Genomic DNA, 16,219 nt, shown 5'->3' with positions numbered 1-16,219 from the left:
ACTTTAGTGAAAAGCATAAATTATGGGTTTAGTAAGTTTTTAAACTACTCTTTAAAAGTTTTATTTTTATTTATTGTTTTTGGAAGCATTAGGTACATAAGAATAGTAGAGCCTGATTTTACATTATTCTCAACTTGGCTTTTTATTATTTCATTAATATTAATTTGGGGAACATTTTATGCTTTAAGAAATAATTTCAAGACAGAATTAATAATCATTATTATATTAATTATTGCTTTAATTATAAGAATGATTTGGTTCTATAGCATAGACAGTATTCCAATAGGGGATTTTAATAGGATGTTTATATGTGCGGGAGATTTCTTAGGTGGAGATTCTTATATGTTTAAGGGAACTGCTTATATGGCAAGGTTTCCTCATATGAGCATAACAGTTTTATATTTTTCTTTAATTAGAAGTTTATTTACTAATCCATTAGTGGCTATAAGATTTATAAATATTATATTTTCAATGATAAATATAATACTATTATTTTTTATAGCTAAAGAGGTTTTTAATGATAAAAACAAGAGCATATGGGTATTACTTATAAGTGCAATATACCCACCTATGATTCTTTATAATAATGTTTATTGTTCTGAAAATATAGCTATACCATTATTACTTTTAAGTATATTGATGTTCTTAAAGGCATTTAACAATAAAAATAAAATTAATAAGTCTAAGTTTATATTACTTTTATTATCAGGTCTATTCTTAGGGTTAACACAGCTTTTTAGACCTATTGGATACGTAATGATTATTGCATATATTATGTATATATTTATATATTTCAAAGAAAATATTAAATCAAAAATTATTATGAATGCATCAGTTATATTAGCCTTTATATTTCCACTAGTAATTATTAGCTATACTTTAATGGCATTGAATATAACAGAGAATCCTCTCTGGCGTGGTACAGAACCACCAAGTATATCAATGCTAAAAGGTACAAATATTGAGGCTGGTGGAAGGTGGAATGAAGAGGATGCAGAGGTATTTGACAAATATGATAGAGATTATGAAAAGGTAGATAAAGCTGCAAAGGAAATCATAAAAAAAAGATTAACAGAGACACCACCAAAAGAATTACTTAAGTTTTACACTTTAAAATATATAAATCAATGGTATGCAGGGGATTTTAGTGGAGCTTATTGGTCAGAAATTGGGTTAGATGAGGCTTATAATAAAGATGAGTATTTAAATATGCTTGGTAAAAATGAAGGAAGAATGTTAATAAGAGTAAGTAAAGAAGGGGAACTTTATATACAGATATTTTTTATAGGTGTTTTAGTTCTTTCTTATATAGGATTATATAGGAATAAGAAATGTAAAAACTATAGAATAGATCTTTTTTATATTATATTTTGTGGAATTTCCATTCAATGTTTAATAACAGAATCTCAGGATAGATATACTTATCCATTTTCATGGCTATTTATAATATTAGCTATGACAGCTTTTAGTGGAAGTAGGCTTGAGAGTAATGGAGGAGAGTATGAGTAATCTTAAATATATAATAAAGTTATTAAGACCTAAGCAATGGATTAAGAATTTCTTTGTTTTTGGAGCAATACTTTTTTCAAATAACTTTACAAATTTTAATATAGTAAAAAATAACATTCTTACATTTATAGCATTCTGTTTTATATCATCTACTGTGTACATACTTAATGATATGGTAGATTTAGAGAGAGATAGAAAACATCCTATAAAGTCTAAGAGACCTATAGCTAGTGGGAAAGTTAGTACTACTAAAGCTACCATAGTTGGGATAATATTAGCTACACTATCATTGATAATAGCAGTTAACTTAGATAAATATATAGCTATTATTATACTTATATACTTATTTAATAATATACTATATTCCTTTAAGCTTAAAAATATAGTTTTAGTAGATGTATTTTCTATATCTATAGGATTTATTTTAAGAGTATTGGCTGGAGGGGTTTCTACAAGGGTTAAAACCTCTAGTTGGATAATTTTATGTACATTGTTTTTATCTTTATTTTTGGGATTTGGAAAGAGAAGAAATGAACTTATTATTCTAGGTGAATCTGCCAATGAGCATAGGGAAAACCTATCACAATATACTGAAAAGCTTTTAGAGCAACTTATAAATATAGTTTTAACCTGTACTATTGTATTTTATGCTATTTACTGTATAGCAGGTTCATCTTCAGAGAAGTTTATATGGACAAATATCTTTGTTATTTTTGGGGTATTAAGATACTATTATTTAATGTATTCTAAGGGAGAAGGTGGAAGTCCTACAGAATTAGTTTTAAAGGACAAGCAACTTTTGAATTGTGTATTATTATGGAGTTTTACATGTTTTATAATTTTAAGTGGCTAGAAGAGTGGAAAGTAATGAAGACACTTTTTAAAACTTTTATGTAAGTTATATAGTTATAAGCAGAAATGTCATGTTTCTAATATTACTTTTGGCATTAAGAAAAAAACAATAATAATAGTATATACTTTTATCAATTTAATAAAGATAATGTTATATTTAAAATTATAAATATAAATAGAGGAAAGGAATAAACAATATAATTGACAATAAAGAATACTTTAACCATAATATTATTATAATTAATTTTCTTAGGAGGACTTATCAATGAGTGATATGATAAAGGCACATGATTGTAATGTAATTCATCCAGATATACTTAATAAGGTTAAGTCTACAATGCCTAGTAAACCGGCAATGGATAAATTAACTGATTTTTTTAAGATAATGGGTGATAGTACTAGAATGCAGATATTATGTGCTTTAGTACAGAATGAAATGTGCGTATGTGATTTAGCTGTATTAATAAATGTTACAAAGTCAGCAATATCTCATCAATTAAGATCTCTGAAAGAAGCTCATTTAGTAAAATCAAGAAGAAGCGGAAAAAATGTATTTTATTCTCTTGATGATGAACATGTAAAAGGTATTTTAGAGAAAGCGCTAGAACATATTATAGAAGAATAAAGGCCAGTAATTAATATATAAATATTTAAAAGACTGTTACAGAATAAATATCTTGTTTAAAGGTTGATATTAAAGGAAAGTTTAAATCAACACTTAGACAAAATATAGCTGTAGCAGTTTTTTCTTTTATAAATTATAAATTTAAGGTTGACAGTTGAGTGTATACTCAACTATAATATAAACATAAGTTGAATACATGCTCAACTATAAGAGGAAGGATTAATATACTAATGATAAACAAAAGCAATGATAAATATTTAGAAGAGAATACTTTAAACAATTTATCAGAATTCTTTTGGGTTTTAAGTGATAGAACAAGAATCAAAATTTTATATGCATTAAGTAAAAAAGATATGTGTGTTTATGAGCTATCAAGCCTGCTTAATGATACCCAATCTTCCATATCTCACAAGCTAAGTATACTAAGAAATTTAGGCTTAGTAAGTTTTAGAAAGGATGGAAGACGAAATATATATTTTTTAAGTAACTCATACACAATAAAAATTATTAATAATGTTATAAATTTTAGGAGGAATTAATTATGAGAAAGAAATTTAGATTACAAGGATTAGATTGTGCCAACTGCGCAGCAAAGATAGAGAATGCAATTAAAAAGTTACCAGTAGTAAATGAAGTAACCGTAGATTTTATGACAACAAAATTAATCTTAGAGGCGGATGAGGGAAATATGGAAGAAGCAGTTAATGCATCTAAGGAAATAATAAGAAAAATGGAACCAGATGTGGTTGTAAAGAAAATCTAATAAGGAGGGATATATATGAACAATAAGAATCGTGTTACTCGTATAATTTTAGGTGGAGTACTATTTGGGATAGCCTTACTTACAAAATCAGAAATTCAATTATTATTATATTTAATAAGTTATATTATTGTTGGTGGAGATGTTTTACTAAAAGCAATTAAGAATATTTTTAGAGGACAAGTATTTGATGAGAATTTCCTAATGGGTATTGCAACTGTTGGAGCCTTCCTTATTGGAGAATATCCAGAAGGGGTAGCAGTAATGTTATTCTATCAAATTGGGGAAGTGTTTCAAAGCTATGCTGTTGATCAATCAAGAAAATCAATTGTGGGCCTCATGGATATTAAACCAGACTATGCAAATGTAAAGCGTGGCAATGAGTTAGTAAAGATGGACCCTGATGAAGTAAAGGTAAATGATGTAATTGTAATTAAGGCAGGGGAAAGGATTCCTCTAGATGGAGTGGTTATAGAAGGAAACTCTATGATTGATACATCAGCACTAACTGGTGAATCAGTCCCAAGAGAATTATCTATAGGTTCAGATGTGTTAAGTGGATGTATTAATATTAATGGTGTTTTAATTGTTAGAGTTACAAAAGAATATGAAGAATCTACTGTAAGTAAGATATTAGACCTAGTAGAAAATGCAAGTAGTAAGAAGTCAAAATCAGAAAATTTCATAACAAAGTTTGCAAGATACTATACACCAGCGGTTGTTATTGTAGCAGCAGTATTAGCAATACTACCACCTCTTTTAATAGAAGGAGCTACATTTAGTGAGTGGGTTCCAAGAGCATTAACATTCCTTGTTATATCATGTCCTTGTGCACTTGTTATATCTGTACCACTAAGCTTCTTTGGAGGAATAGGAGCAGCTTCTAAGAGTGGAGTTCTTGTAAAGGGAAGTAACTATTTAGAAGCCTTAGCAGAGACAGAGATGGTTGTATTTGATAAAACAGGAACCTTAACAAAGGGTGTATTTACAGTACAAGAAATAAATGCAAAAGGAATTCCAGAAGAAGATTTATTAGAGCTTACTGCCTATGCAGAAAACTATTCAAATCATCCAATTTCAATGTCTTTAAAGGAAGCTTACAATAAAAAGATAGATGAATCTAAAATAACAGATGTTGAAGAAATTTCAGGATGTGGTGTTCGAGCTGTAGTAAAAGGTAAGAAGGTATATGCAGGTAATATAAAATTAATGAAGAAGATAAATGTTCCTTATTATAAGGGAGAGATAATAGGAACAGTAGTCCATGTAGCAATTGATAATAAATATGCAGGATATATTGTAATTGCAGATGAGGTAAAATCAGATGCAGCAAAAGCAATTAAGGAATTAAAAGAAGCTAATATAAAGCAGACTGTTATGTTAACAGGTGATTCAAGCAGTGTTGGTATGAAAGTAGCCAAAGAATTAGGATTAGATAAAGCGTATACAGAGTTACTTCCAGCAGGTAAGGTTGAAAAGGTTGAAGAATTATTGAGAGAGAAATCACAAAAAGGAAAATTAGCCTTTGTTGGGGACGGAATAAATGATGCTCCAGTTCTATCTAGAGCAGATATTGGTATTGCAATGGGTGGTCTTGGATCAGATGCAGCAATAGAAGCAGCAGATATAGTTATTATGACTGATGAGCCATCTAAAATAGCAACAGCGATGAAAATATCAAAGCGTACCTTAAGAATTGTAAAACAAAATATTATATTTGCTCTATTAGTAAAAGCTGTAGTCCTTGTAATGGGAGCAGCAGGTATTGCAACAATGTGGGAAGCTGTATTTGCAGATGTAGGAGTATCTGTGATTGCAATCTTAAATGCAACCAGAGTACTAAATATAAAGAAACTTAACTAATATCATGTGTTACAAGGAAATGAGAGGAAAGTATATAACCTCTCATTTCTTTATGGGTCATTTTAAAATTATTATATTTTATGGGCCTAACTTTAGGTATCTTTTGTAAATATAAAAATCCTTATTGACACATATAATTTATAGTAGTATTATAAAGTTATAAAACGTATACAGTGTATACAGCGGATTGTTACTGGTAATGCAGGCAAAACCTATACCTTATTTTTTAGGGTAGGTTTTGCCTTTTTATTTTATATAAATGGAGGTGAGTTTATGAATATAGAAAAGATTTTAAATAATAATGTGGTAGTTTCTTTAGATGATAAGGGCAAAGAAGTAATTGTTATGGGACGTGGTATTGCTTTTCAAAAGAAGGTAGGAATGATTGTTGAAAAAGATAAAGTTGAAAAAATATTTACTCTATCAAATAAAGAATTAAGTGATAAATATAAACAGCTATTATTAGAAGTACCAGTAGAATATGTGATTTTAACTGAGAAGATAATTAGCTATGCCAAGCTTAAATTGGGTAAAAAGTTAAATGAAAGTATACATATATCTCTGGCAGATCATATAGCTAGTGCAGTAGAAAGATATAAAGAAGGTATTCAGCTTAGAAATCCTCTATTGTGGGATATAAAGAGAATATATAAGGATGAATTTTCTATAGGGAAAGAATCCATAAATATGATAAATAATGATTTAAATGTAGAACTTTCAGAAGATGAGGCAGCTTTTATAGCACTTCATATAGTTAATGCAGAGTTAAATGAAGAAATGCCTAAGGTCATGGATATGACTAAGGTTATGCAGGAGATATTAAATATAGTAAAATACCATTTCAAAATAGATTTTAATGAAGAATCCTTAAGTTATTATAGGTTTATAACTCATCTTAAGTTTTTTGCTCAAAGATTATTTAATGGAAACGCATATAAGGATAAAGAAGATGAATTATTTGAGATGATAAAGAGAAAGTATTTAAAATCATATGAATGTGTGAAAAAGATAGATAAATTTATTAAGGAAAAGTATAAATATGAGCTTACAAAGGAAGAAAAATTATATTTAACCATTCATATTGAGAGAGTTACAGAAAGTAATATTTAATAAAGTTTTTTACTGTATAGGCAAAATATAAACTAATTATAAAAACTTAATATACTAAAATTAGGTTAAGTTTTCTTAAAAGGAGGATAAAAATTAGATTGCTAAGTACGGTTATATATATAAATAGGATTGTTACTGGTAAAGCAGGCAAAACCTTCATTAATAAATATATTTAGATGGAGGAGTTAATTATGGATTATGGAAATTTAGCAAAAAATATCTTAGAAAAGATAGGAGGAGAGGGAAATATATCCTTCTTAACACATTGTGCTACAAGGCTTAGATTTAACTTAAATGATGATACCAAAGCTAATGTAGAAGCTTTAAAGAAAACAAAGGGTGTTATTGGAGTTGTAAATAGCGGTGGACAGTTCCAAGTAATTATAGGCAGTGATGTAGGAAATGTATATAAGGAAATTAATAAATTAGGAAATTTCTCAGAAGGTATGGATAAAAAAGAGGATAATAGTAAAGGGCCAGTTGTTAAAGTACTTGATACAATAGCAGGAATATTTACGCCAATTATACCAGCTATAACTGGTGCAGGTATGATTAAATGTGTTTTAGCCTTACTAGTTTCCTTTAAATTAATTGGAACAAGCTCACAGACTTATTATATCTTGAATTTTATGGGAGATGCAGCATTTTATTTCTTGCCATTTTTACTTGCAGATTCAGCAGCTAAGAAGTTTAAGTGTAACTCTTATTTAGCAATGACAATTGCAGGGGTACTTTTACACCCGAGCTTTGGAGCATTAAAGGCAGCAGGGAAATCAGTTTCTTTTCTAGGATTACCAGTAACCTTAGCCGGTTATTCTTCATCAGTAATTCCAATAATACTTGGAGTATGGTTTATGTCATTTATTGAGCCAATAGCTGATAAGGTATCACCAAAGGCTGTTAAATTCTTTACTAAACCATTATTAACTATTATTGTTACAGCACCAGTGGTGTTAATAGTTCTAGGACCATTAGGAACTATTATGGGAGACGGTATTGCTAGTGGAATTGCATTTTTAGATACATATGCAAGCTGGTTAGTGCCACTTATTGTAGGAACATTCTCACCATTATTAGTAATGACAGGAATGCATTATGGATTAATTCCAATAGGAATAAACAATTTAGCTACAGCAGGATTTGATACAGTAGTTGGACCAGGAATGTTAGGTTCTAACATTGCACAAGGGGGAGCAGCTTTAGCAGTAGCTCTAAAAACCAAGAATAAAGAGTTAAAGCAATTGGCATCATCTTCTGGTATAACAGCAGTTTGTGGTATTACAGAACCTGCTATGTATGGTGTTAACTTAGTATTAAAGAAACCTCTTATTGCCGCTATGATAGGTGGTGGAGTTTCAGGATTATATCTAGGTCTTACAGGAGTAGCTAGATTTGTGGGAGGTTCTCCAGGGCTACTAGCTTTACCAGGATATATTGGAACCAACGGATATTCTAATATAATTAATGCTTCCATTGGAGCTGCAATAGCATTTGGGGTAGCATTCTTAGCAGCATGGATATTAGGTTTTGAAGAGCCAATTGAAGAGGGAGAAGAAACTAAGGAAGAGGTAGTAATAAAAGAAAAATTAGTAAATAAAATTAAGATTGCTAGTCCTATTAATGGGGATGTTGTTAAATTAAGTGAAGTTAAAGATGAAACTTTTGCATCAGGAATAATGGGTAAAGGAGTTGCAATTATTCCAAAGGACGGAAAAATAGTTTCACCTATAAATGGAACAGTTCAAACTATATTTAAAACAAAACATGCTATTGGATTAGTAAGTGATGATGGAGTAGAGATACTAATTCATATAGGTTTAGACACAGTACAGTTAAATGGAGAACATTTTGTAGCCCATATTAAAGATGGAGATGAGGTAAAAGTCGGAGATCTTTTAGTAGAGGTTAACATAGAAGCAGTTAAAGAAAAAGGCTATGATATAGTTACACCAATTATAATTACAAATACAGATAAATACCTAGATATAATATCAAGTGAAGAGGAAAGTGTTAATGCAGGAGATACCTTATTAACAATAGTATAGTAATCAATTAGAAAGGAGATTTTATTTATGAAAAATATAATTCCAGAGACCTTTTTATGGGGAGGAGCAATAGCTGCCAATCAATGTGAAGGTGCATATCTTGAAGGAAATAAAGGGTTATCACCAGTGGATATCCTTCCAGGAGGAACTTTAAGAAGAGAAGCATTATCTGATGTTAAAAAAGCTATGGAAAAAGACTATGGATATTATCCATCCCATGAATCAATAGATTTTTATCATAGATATAAAGAGGACATAAAGCTATTTAAAGAGATGGGATTTAAGTGTTTAAGAACTTCAATTAGTTGGGCAAGAATTTTTCCAAATGGAGATGATGACCTTCCAAATGAGGAAGGATTAAAATTCTATGATGATTTATTTAACGAATTAATAGCAAATGATATAGAGCCTGTGGTTACAATAAATCACTTTGATACACCACTTGAACTAACTAAAAATTATGGTGGATGGAAAAACCCTAAGCTAATTGATTTTTATGTGAATTATTGCAGAGTAATCTTTAATCGTTATAAAGGAAAAGTAAAGTACTGGATGACATTTAATGAAATCAATATGATATTGCATATACCTTCTTTTGGCGGGGGACTTGTTTTTGAAGAGGGAGAAAATATAAATCAAGTTAAATATCAAGGAGCCCATCATCAGTTAGTAGCTAGTGCTTTAGCAACAAAGATAGGTCATGAAATTGATCCTGAAAATAAAATTGGATGTATGTTAGCTGCTGGAACTGTGTATCCATATACCTGTAATCCAGAGGATATTTTAGAAGCTCAAGCTAGAAATAGAGAAAATTATTTCTTTATAGATGTCCAAGCAAAAGGAAAATATCCTTCTTATGCAACACGTATGTTTGAAGAGATGAATATAACCATAGATATAACTGAAGAGGAGAAAAAGATTCTAGCTGAAAATACCGTAGACTATGTTGCATTTAGCTATTATTCAAGCAGGCTTAGAAGTGCAGATAAGGAGATAATGAAGCAAAAGAAAGTAGGAAATGCTTTTGCAAGTCTTCCAAATCCTTATTTAAAAGAATCAGAGTGGGGATGGACAATTGACCCAGTAGGATTAAGAATAACAATGAATGAATTATATGATAGATATAATAAGCCACTATTTATTGTAGAAAATGGACTTGGAGCAGTAGATAAGGTAGAGGAAGATGGATCGATCAATGATGATTATAGAATAGAGTACCTTAAACTTCATATTGAACAAATGAAGGAAGGTATAAAAGATGGGGTAGACCTTATGGGATATACTCCATGGGGATGTATAGATTTAGTAAGTGCATCCACTGGGCAAATGAGTAAGAGGTATGGGTTCATTTATGTAGACAAAGATGATGAAGGAAATGGAACTTTAGAAAGAAGTAAGAAGAAGAGTTTTGATTGGTACAAGAAGGTAATCTCTAGCAATGGAGAAGAACTATAGTATCAATTAATGAAATAAATTTAAATATAAGGTTAACTTATATTTAAAAGGGGCCGTGGTGCAAAGAAATCTAACTACAATATATTGTAGTTAGATTTCTTAATACCATAGCCCTTTTTATTTTAAATATAAGAATGTTATAACCTAATAGTATTTTATTAATATTATTCTATCTAAGAAAGTGTGTAATATCCTTTAATAATATTACTTAAAGTATCATTAACTAATTCATATAATCTTCTCAATTTAGTCCTCCCACTTAAATGAGCTTTAATACGGATAAAAAATATAATATATATTAATCTATATTGTAAAACAAAAGTATAACAATAAATGGTATAGTATTAATTATAATACAAATTTTCCTAAAAGTATTTAGAAGTCTATTAAATTAATATTTTGAACTTTAAAAATTTAATAATTATGAAAGTAAAATCATAATTTAATCGAACATTATTAATAAATTATTTAAGAGGAGAGTTTAAAATGGAAAAGGTTATATGGGTTAGAAGTAACGGGAAAATGATGGGTGCAAAAGAAAAGAACGGGTTAGATATACTTATACTACGAATGATAATTAGGAGATAAAGTAAATATGAGGAATATAGATTTGTTAAAATATAGAGTTATTATTATAGATGGAGACATAGATGATAGTTTAGCAACTGAGGTTATAAATAATATATTAAGTTTATTTGATAAAAATCCTAAGGAAAAAATATATGTGTTAATAGATAGTAATGGAGGACAAATTACATCAGCAATGGCTATTTATGATGTAATAAATTATTTGAGTTGTGAAATTATTACTATAGCTTTAAAAAATTCATCTGCGATTGCAACTCTATTATTAGCTACAGGTAGCAGAGGGAAAAGATATGCTTTTAAGAATAGTGAGATAAGAATGGGTTTTAATTTATATTCAAATGAAGATGGTGTTAATAATATTCTAGAAGAGAATTTCAATAGAATAGGCCTAGTTATTAGTAAAGTAATTGATTGTTATGCTAAAGCTACTGGGTTAGATAAAGAAAAGTTGACAGTACTATGCAATGTTAACAATATATTGAGCATTGAAAATATAATAAAGAGTAATTTAGTTGATGAAATAATAGCATCACATATAGATAGTAAGTCAAAATCTAGAGTTAATTTTATAACAAAAATTAAAGATAGAAATTATTATGAGAAAGTTATTAGGGAATTAGAGAATGCTGGAATTATGTAAAATAAATTCTGAGGGGCTAAAAGGAATATCAATTAAAAATAATACGCTGAATCTTATCAGAAATAAATGAGATTTTCACTGAATTTGTAATATTCTACTTTTACTCTACTAATTCTACCTGCGGTGGATTTAGATATATTGAGCCTGGAATTATAATTCTATTATAGGAGGTATAAATATGAAGGCGAAAAAATTGTTTAATAGAAAGAATTTCAACAAAAAATTTGGACTATACACTTGGAGTAGCATTCACAACGGTACGTTGTCTATGGTTGCAATACATAAGTCCTCAATTTTATAGCGATTATAAAGTTGTAGCATCGAGTGGAATTACGAATGTAAATTTCGAAAATTTAAAAAAGCTCTTACACAGTTAAATTCCAATTTGATTAGCAAAAGGGGTATATATGAGAATTTATATTGTTGGCTCTGTTGCAAGTGGTAAGACAACTTTAGCAAAAGAATTATCAAATAAATTAGGAATTAAATGTACACATCTTGATGGTATTGTACATATAAAAGATAAGACTAATAAAGAGTGGGGAAATATTAGAAGAACTGATGAGGAAATTAATCGACTGTTCAAAAGCACAATAATGGAATCTCATTGGGTAATTGAAGATGCTGGTAGAAAGATATTTTCTGAAGGTATGGAAGAGGCTGATGTGATAGTACATCTTAAACCAAGCATCTTTGTAAGGAGGATGAGAGTTATTATCAGATTCTTTAAGCAAAAATTAGGAATGGAAGAATGTTTATATACGCCTAGTATACATATGCTTAAGTTTATGTTTAAGGCTTTAAATAATTATGAGATTGGAAAAGATGATTTAGAGACTAGACTTAATCAATATACTAACAAAGCAGTGATTTTAAGTAGAGGTAAGGAAAGTAAGAAGTTTATAGAAAGTGTACTTCTATCAGAGTATGGTATGAAGGATGACGAGAAATTGAATTGAGTATTGTACAAAACCATCATGGATAAAAACCCTAACTCATGAGTCTATAAGGTATTAAGTTTAAGGTTAATTTATACATATCCATAAAAAAAGGGTATTTATTATAAATAAGCTAAGAGCAGATGTTAGAATCCCATAAGAAAAGGTTTTATAAATTAAGGATTTGCTTAAAAATAAAAAAATAGGAGGAGGGTAAGATGGAGAAAAAACAATATACCATGATAGACATATTAAAAATAACATTTAAATGTTCTAAAGGGCACAGCAGCTTAATAGCTTTTCAAAAGTTAACAGAGGGTATTATCCCTAGTATACGAATAATATTGGTGGCAGGATTTTTAGACACAGCTATACAAATAGCAAAAGGGGAAAAGGGTATTTATAATATAATACTTCCTATAACTTTAGTAGCAGCACTTATAGCCTATTCATGGATATCAGCACAGCTAATAAAATTTGTAGATGCTAAATTAGAGTTTGCTTTGAGGGAAAGCTTTAGGGTTAGCATTACAGAAAAGATAGCAAAACTAAAATATAAATATATAGAGAATCAGGATGTATGGGATTTAATATCTAGGCTTTCAAAGGAGCCAGAGGTATTACTTAAAAAATCATATCTTAACATATTATCATTAGTATCTATTTTTTTGAGGATTTTAGGAATATTATCTATATTAATAACTAAAGTATGGTGGGCTAGTGTAGCTATTTTATTAATTAGCATTCCACTTATAATAGTAGCGATAAAAGGAGGAAGGGCATCCTATGATGCTATTAAAGAAGTATCTAAGCATGTAAGGAAATATGAGTATTTAGAAGAGGTTTTAAGAGGAAGAGATGCTGTTTCTGAAAGAGCTATTTTTGGATTTACAAATGAGATTAATGAAAGTTGGAAAGAACAATATGAGATTACAAGAAAGATTCAATTTAAAGTAAACGCGAAGGTTTTCGCAAAGTTAAAGGCAGGGGGAGTAGTTACTGCTTTTATAACTACTATTATGAGTATGGTTCTAATAAAACCAGTTTTAGATAACCTATTATCAGTGGGATTGTTTATATCTATTGTTAATGGTCTTTTCGAATTAACTCAAATGATGTCATGGCACTTAAACTATCAAGTTAATGAATTATCAAAGAGCAGGGAATATTTAAGAGATTTAAGTAAGTTTGTTGCATTAGATGAATTGGAGGATGCTACTGTATTACCTTTAAATAAGGGGGAGGAAATTAAATCCTTAGAATTTAAGAATGTATCCTTTAAATATCCAGGGACTGACTTATATATATTAAAGAACTTATCTTTTACACTTAAAGAAGGGGAGCATTATGCTTTTGTTGGGGCAAATGGTTCAGGAAAAACCACTATTACTAAACTTATAACGGGGTTATATGAGGATTTTGAAGGGGAGATTTTAATTAATGATAAAAATATTAAAGATTATAATTATGGTGAATTAAAATCTATGTGTTCAGTGGTATACCAAGATTTTTCAAAATATTATATTTCAGTAAAAGATAATATTTTATTAGGAGATATTAATAATAAAGAAAAAGAGAGTCAGGAAGATAAAATAAAAAATGCTATAAAGGTAATTAATATTCAAGATGTTATAGAAGAACTACCTAATAAACTGGATACTCCACTAGGAAAAATCAAGGAAGATGGACAAGACCTTTCAGGAGGACAATGGCAAAGAATAGCCATGGCTAGATCAATTATAAGTTCTTCATCCTTAAGGATACTAGATGAACCCACTTCAGCTTTAGATCCAATAAGTGAGAGTAATCTTTATGAGGAGTTTAAAGAAGTAAGTAAAAATAAAACCACTATTTTTATAAGTCACAGACTTGGATCTACAAGATTAGCTAAAGAGATATTTGTATTAGGAGATGGATCAGTAATAGAAAAGGGTACCCATGAGGAACTTATGAGTATAAAAGGTGCTTACTCTAAAATGTATGAAAGTCAAAGGAGTTGGTATTTATAATGGATATTAAGAATGAAAAAATTTCTCTTTATAAAATACTAAAAAGAATAATACCTATGGTATTTCTAGCATCTCCTATATATTTTATTTTTTTTAATATAGTGTCTATTGTAAATGGTATATTAGCTGTAATGAGCACCATTATGACTCAAAAATTTTTTGACTCTGTGACAAATGCAGTGAATAATGGGGAAACAGTAAGCAATGTATTGTTAATAGGGGGAGGCTTAGGCTTAGTATTAATAATTGATGAGATAGGAAATGGAGTTTTAAACTTTATTCCTGATGATTTATCCTATAGGGTTAATGCTTATATAGGAGGTAAAATTAATAAGAAGGTGGGAAGTTTAGATCCTTTAGTATTTGAGAATCCTTCTACCTTAGATGATATAAATAGGGCTAATGTAGGAATGATGGATAGTATGTTTTTAGTTTTTATATTTTCCATGATATTTACCTCATATGTACCATACTTCTTAATGATGGCAGCCTATCTTTATAGATTAAAGCCAGTACTTTCATTATCTATTATAATTATATTTATACCAGTGGCATTAAATCAATTTATAAGACTTAAGGTTTTTAGAAAACTATCAGATGAAGCAGCACCTGTAAGAAGAGAAGTTAAATATTATGAAGATTGTATAGTTGATAGAGAATATTTTAAAGAAACAAGACAATTAGGAGCCTTTAAATATTTTATTGATTTATATGTATCATCCATTAAATTACTAAATAAAAAGAGATGGGCTGCCGAAAAGGAATCAGGAATTATGGAGCTTAAGATGAAGGGTATAACGCTTTTAGGATATATGGGAGTTTTATATTTACTTGTTGATGCCTTAATTAAGGGAGAAATATCAGTCGGAGCCTTTGGAGCAGTATTTGCATCTATAGGACAGATGTTTTCTACTATGGAAGAAATAATAAGTAGGCATATAGGAAGAATTACTGAAGACTTAGGAAATATAAATCATTTAATAAGATTTCTTGATATTCCTGAAAGAGAAGGTAGTGACTTTGAAATAAAAGGGGTTCCAGGAATAACTCTTAGAAATGTTTCATTTAGATATCCAGGTAGGGAAGAGGAAACTTTAAATACTATAAATTTAGATATTAAGCCAGGGGAAACTATTGCTATTGTAGGAGAGAATGGAGCAGGAAAAACTACTTTAGTTAAGATTATGACTGGAATATATATTCCGAATGATGGACAAGTTATTTTTGGAGGAATAGATACTTCTAAGATATCTATGAAATCTTTATATAAAAATATATCCGCAGTATTTCAGAAGTTTCAAAGATATAAAATGAACCTAGGAGAGAACATAGCTATAAGTGATTTAGTACAGGTTAATGATGAAAAACTAAACCATGCCACAAAAAAGGCAGACTTAATTATAGATAAAGAAAAATTTAAAGACTCTTATGGAACCATGCTATCACGAGAGTTTGATGGTATAGATTTATCTGGTGGACAATGGCAGAAGATTGCTATTGCAAGAGGATTTTATAAGGTTCATGATACCATAGTTTTAGATGAGCCAACAGCTGCTATTGATCCTATTGAAGAAACAAAGATATATAATAAGTTTGCAGATATGTCTAAGGATAAAACAGCAATTATTGTAACACATAGGTTAGGAGCAGCTAAAATAGCTGATAGAATTGTGGTTATGGATAAAGGAGAAATATGTGAAATAGGTACCCATGAGGAGCTTATAAATATTAAGGGTAAGTACTCAGAAATGTATAATGCACAGAGTAAGTGGTATGTAGAGACCTAGGAAAAAGTGAATATAAAGTATTATGAAAATCCTAGACA

The 16,219-nt window shown here is 29.4% G+C and carries 13 protein-coding genes; all 13 read left to right on the top strand.

The window, feature by feature from the left end:
* Positions 1–6: 6 nt before the first annotated feature.
* The 13 genes from BR69_RS20945 (at position 7) to BR69_RS0119430 (ending at position 16,181) form a co-directional block, all read left to right on the top strand.
* Entirely contained in the window at positions 7–1,509 is a 1,503-nt protein-coding gene (locus BR69_RS20945; RefSeq protein ID WP_242840725.1) for a glycosyltransferase family 39 protein, read from the top strand.
* On the top strand, positions 1,502–2,362 hold the full coding sequence (locus BR69_RS0119495) for a decaprenyl-phosphate phosphoribosyltransferase (RefSeq protein WP_051623710.1): 861 nt from the start codon (positions 1,502–1,504) through the stop codon (positions 2,360–2,362). Before BR69_RS20945 ends, BR69_RS0119495 begins: the two co-directional genes overlap by 8 nt.
* A gap of 264 nt (positions 2,363–2,626) precedes the next feature.
* Complete coding sequence (locus BR69_RS0119490) at positions 2,627–2,986, top strand: ArsR/SmtB family transcription factor (protein ID WP_027634698.1); 360 nt, start codon at positions 2,627–2,629, stop codon at positions 2,984–2,986.
* Positions 2,987–3,216: 230 nt separating this feature from the next.
* Positions 3,217–3,525, top strand: coding sequence for an ArsR/SmtB family transcription factor (locus tag BR69_RS0119485; RefSeq protein ID WP_051623709.1), 309 nt, complete (start codon positions 3,217–3,219; stop codon positions 3,523–3,525).
* A gap of 2 nt (positions 3,526–3,527) precedes the next feature.
* Positions 3,528–3,749 (top strand): cation transporter, encoded by a 222-nt coding sequence (locus tag BR69_RS22245; RefSeq protein ID WP_027634696.1) that lies wholly within the window; start codon positions 3,528–3,530, stop codon positions 3,747–3,749.
* A 15-nt stretch (positions 3,750–3,764) separates the two neighbouring features.
* Positions 3,765–5,609: a heavy metal translocating P-type ATPase gene (locus tag BR69_RS0119475; protein ID WP_027634695.1), complete on the top strand. Its 1,845-nt coding sequence runs from the start codon at positions 3,765–3,767 to the stop codon at positions 5,607–5,609.
* Between the two features lie 273 nt (positions 5,610–5,882).
* Positions 5,883–6,719, top strand: a complete 837-nt coding sequence (licT, locus tag BR69_RS0119470) for a BglG family transcription antiterminator LicT (protein WP_027634694.1) — start codon at positions 5,883–5,885, stop codon at positions 6,717–6,719.
* A gap of 191 nt (positions 6,720–6,910) precedes the next feature.
* Positions 6,911–8,764 carry a beta-glucoside-specific PTS transporter subunit IIABC gene (locus BR69_RS0119465; protein WP_027634693.1) on the top strand — a complete coding sequence of 618 codons (1,854 nt, stop codon included), beginning with the start codon at positions 6,911–6,913 and terminating at the stop codon, positions 8,762–8,764.
* A 27-nt stretch (positions 8,765–8,791) separates the two neighbouring features.
* On the top strand, positions 8,792–10,219 hold the full coding sequence (locus BR69_RS0119460) for a 6-phospho-beta-glucosidase (RefSeq protein ID WP_034850162.1): 1,428 nt from the start codon (positions 8,792–8,794) through the stop codon (positions 10,217–10,219).
* A gap of 595 nt (positions 10,220–10,814) precedes the next feature.
* On the top strand, positions 10,815–11,447 hold the full coding sequence (locus BR69_RS0119450; protein WP_027634691.1) for an ATP-dependent Clp protease proteolytic subunit: 633 nt from the start codon (positions 10,815–10,817) through the stop codon (positions 11,445–11,447).
* 407 nt (positions 11,448–11,854) lie between these two features.
* A complete protein-coding gene (locus BR69_RS0119440) occupies positions 11,855–12,406 on the top strand; it encodes an AAA family ATPase (protein WP_027634690.1) in 552 nt (183 codons plus the stop codon).
* Positions 12,407–12,603: 197 nt separating this feature from the next.
* On the top strand, positions 12,604–14,394 hold the full coding sequence (locus tag BR69_RS0119435) for an ABC transporter ATP-binding protein (RefSeq protein WP_027634689.1): 1,791 nt from the start codon (positions 12,604–12,606) through the stop codon (positions 14,392–14,394).
* Entirely contained in the window at positions 14,394–16,181 is a 1,788-nt protein-coding gene (locus tag BR69_RS0119430; protein ID WP_034850161.1) for an ABC transporter ATP-binding protein, read from the top strand. The genes BR69_RS0119435 and BR69_RS0119430 overlap by 1 nt, the downstream gene beginning before the upstream one ends.
* The last annotated feature ends 38 nt before the right edge of the window (positions 16,182–16,219 follow it).

It is taken from the genome of Clostridium hydrogeniformans DSM 21757 (assembly GCF_000686705.1).
GTDB classification, from domain to species: domain Bacteria; phylum Bacillota; class Clostridia; order Clostridiales; family Clostridiaceae; genus Clostridium_Z; species Clostridium_Z hydrogeniformans.
This window is presented reverse-complemented; position numbering and strand designations above follow the sequence as displayed.

What these genes read in the sequence shown, in the direction of transcription:
- BR69_RS0119435 (WP_027634689.1), top strand. Translation starts at nt 12,604, where the DNA reads ATGGAGAAAAAACAATATACCATGATAGACATATTAAAAATAACATTT.
- BR69_RS0119475 (WP_027634695.1), top strand. Translation starts at nt 3,765, where the DNA reads ATGAACAATAAGAATCGTGTTACTCGTATAATTTTAGGTGGAGTACTA.
- BR69_RS0119465 (WP_027634693.1), top strand. Translation starts at nt 6,911, where the DNA reads ATGGATTATGGAAATTTAGCAAAAAATATCTTAGAAAAGATAGGAGGA.
- BR69_RS22245 (WP_027634696.1), top strand. Translation starts at nt 3,528, where the DNA reads ATGAGAAAGAAATTTAGATTACAAGGATTAGATTGTGCCAACTGCGCA.
- licT (WP_027634694.1), top strand. Translation starts at nt 5,883, where the DNA reads ATGAATATAGAAAAGATTTTAAATAATAATGTGGTAGTTTCTTTAGAT.
- BR69_RS0119440 (WP_027634690.1), top strand. Translation starts at nt 11,855, where the DNA reads ATGAGAATTTATATTGTTGGCTCTGTTGCAAGTGGTAAGACAACTTTA.
- BR69_RS0119490 (WP_027634698.1), top strand. Translation starts at nt 2,627, where the DNA reads ATGAGTGATATGATAAAGGCACATGATTGTAATGTAATTCATCCAGAT.
- BR69_RS0119450 (WP_027634691.1), top strand. Translation starts at nt 10,815, where the DNA reads ATGAGGAATATAGATTTGTTAAAATATAGAGTTATTATTATAGATGGA.
- BR69_RS0119485 (WP_051623709.1), top strand. Translation starts at nt 3,217, where the DNA reads ATGATAAACAAAAGCAATGATAAATATTTAGAAGAGAATACTTTAAAC.
- BR69_RS0119430 (WP_034850161.1), top strand. Translation starts at nt 14,394, where the DNA reads ATGGATATTAAGAATGAAAAAATTTCTCTTTATAAAATACTAAAAAGA.
- BR69_RS0119495 (WP_051623710.1), top strand. Translation starts at nt 1,502, where the DNA reads ATGAGTAATCTTAAATATATAATAAAGTTATTAAGACCTAAGCAATGG.
- BR69_RS0119460 (WP_034850162.1), top strand. Translation starts at nt 8,792, where the DNA reads ATGAAAAATATAATTCCAGAGACCTTTTTATGGGGAGGAGCAATAGCT.